General features: G+C 57.9%; 1 protein-coding gene. It reads right to left on the bottom strand.

All coding sequences use genetic code 11. The features are described from left to right. Positions 1–184: 184 nt before the first annotated feature. A partial coding sequence (locus AC1DS3_RS38185; protein ID WP_477129312.1) for a VENN motif pre-toxin domain-containing protein occupies positions 185–1,927 on the bottom strand: 1,743 nt, incomplete at its 5' end.

Genomic DNA, 1,927 nt, shown 5'->3' with positions numbered 1-1,927 from the left:
TCCCTCAATAGGCGCTCCAATACCCACAGAAATGCGTCCCGTCGATCCTCAAATGTGCGGAGATCAAGGGGCAAGAATGGGCTACCAAATGGCTTCGAGAAATAGTCCCATATGGCATCGAGCTCCATGTCCTCGCATCCATCAGCAATAAAGTCGTACTGCGCATCCGACAGCATGAATCCTCCTACTTGAATTTGATTTCGATACGTGGCCGAGGAACAACCGCCTGGATCGATGGATTATTGATGACGTCCACAGTCCACCTAGCCTGATTTCCACTTGTACCCACCGTTGAGCTTGAAACAGATCTTAAGTTGATCGTCGTGCCGTCAGCCAGCGTCGTCGTCCAAACCTGAGGCGGGTTACCCTTCGGGCTCAATGGCACCCCGCCAGTCAGGTCATCAACGAATGCGCGCGCTTGGGACTCAAGCTGCGTATTCGGCAAACGGCTAGTGTCAAACACCTTCGTAGTACCAGCCTTGTTGCTATCCGCAGTTGCAGTGTATCTTTTGCCATTCAGCGAAATCTCGTTCACGGGGCTGGTCTTGTCAAAAAGATCTGCGACGCCGCTCATGCGGCCTTGCTGCCCGCCGCCGGCTGACGTGCCACCAGAATTAGCCGGCTTACGGCCCGCGGTCGCACCGGCAATCGCACCTCCTCCGGTACCGAAGGAGGCACCGGACACCATCGTAGTGTCTAGTGCGTCGACAAGAGTACCCTTAGTAACGGCGTTCTCTAGAGCAATCTGTACTTGCTCTGCACGTCTCAACGCTGAGAACTCATCCGTTTTGTTCTGCGAACCTAGGTTTGTCAGATAACTCTCGCAAGACGACACGCCACCGCACAAGAAGGCTGCGTCATTCCGGTCAAAACCACCACCACGCCGCGCCTCCAGGCTGACGTCTTTGCAGAGCGTCGGGTCACTACAACTTTGCGCGTCGGCATGCTGTTGCTGGTCGACGTTCTGGTACTTGCTAACGGTTCGGGTAACGCAAGTGGCTTCGCCTTGGCATTTCAGGAGCTCCTTAGCCAGGGCATCCTTCTGCTCATGGTTCAGGTAGTTATTCTCCGTCGCCACCTTCCCAATATTCGCACCCGCAGCGACATCAGCAACCGACCCGCCTGCCGCGCCACCCGCCACCCCACCAACAACCAGCCCAGCCAACTGCACCAACGCCTTACGATCGTTCTCACTCARGCCCGGCTGATCGAGGAGCGCCTTACCAAAAGCCTCCATTGCCAGCGAGGCCGCCGCTCCACCTGCTGCGCCCGCAGCGAAGCTGCCACCCGCCGCCTGGGCAAGCAGACCGCCCACCAGAGCGTGAACAGCGGCCTTGGTGCCGGGCGAGGAGCCCACCAGCATGTCACCGATCTTGTCATAAACCATCGGCGCCAACTGCTGCACCAGTTCGGCCCGGACCTTGTTCTCCTCCTGCAGCTCCTTTACGTTCTTCGCATCAAAAATCTTATCGAGAGCCTGGTTAGCGCCATCCGTATCCCGATTCAAGCTGGCAAGCACTTCTTCCACCGTCTTGCCAGTCTTCTCCTTCTGCGCCTCGGCATTGGTAATGGTCACCGTGCCATTGGCAATAGCGCTCCTGGTAGTGCCGGCGGCATTGCCTTCGATCGGCTTTTGCGCATTGCCTGCTGCCGTGGCTGCCAGGGAGTTGACGCCGTTCTGCAGCAAGTTCCCGTTGCCCCACTCGGTGTGCGCTTTGATCAGGGTGTCGCCGTCTTTGACGTCGGGCATGCTCTTGCCGACGGCGAAGCTGCCGGCAATGGTGGAAGAACTACTGCTGTACTCCGCCTTGTTCTCAATATCGCTAGTGGTCAGCGTGCCGGTGGTGAGGCTGTTCTTGCCAGCGTCTGCCGTGCTGGCCAGCACCGCGCCCTTCAGGTCCGTGTTCTCCTTGACGTTGACCTGGAA

The organism is Cupriavidus sp. 01L46 (genome assembly GCF_056399905.1).
The sequence above is the reverse complement of the archived record's forward strand: the minus strand, read 5'-3'. Positions and strand labels throughout refer to the sequence as shown.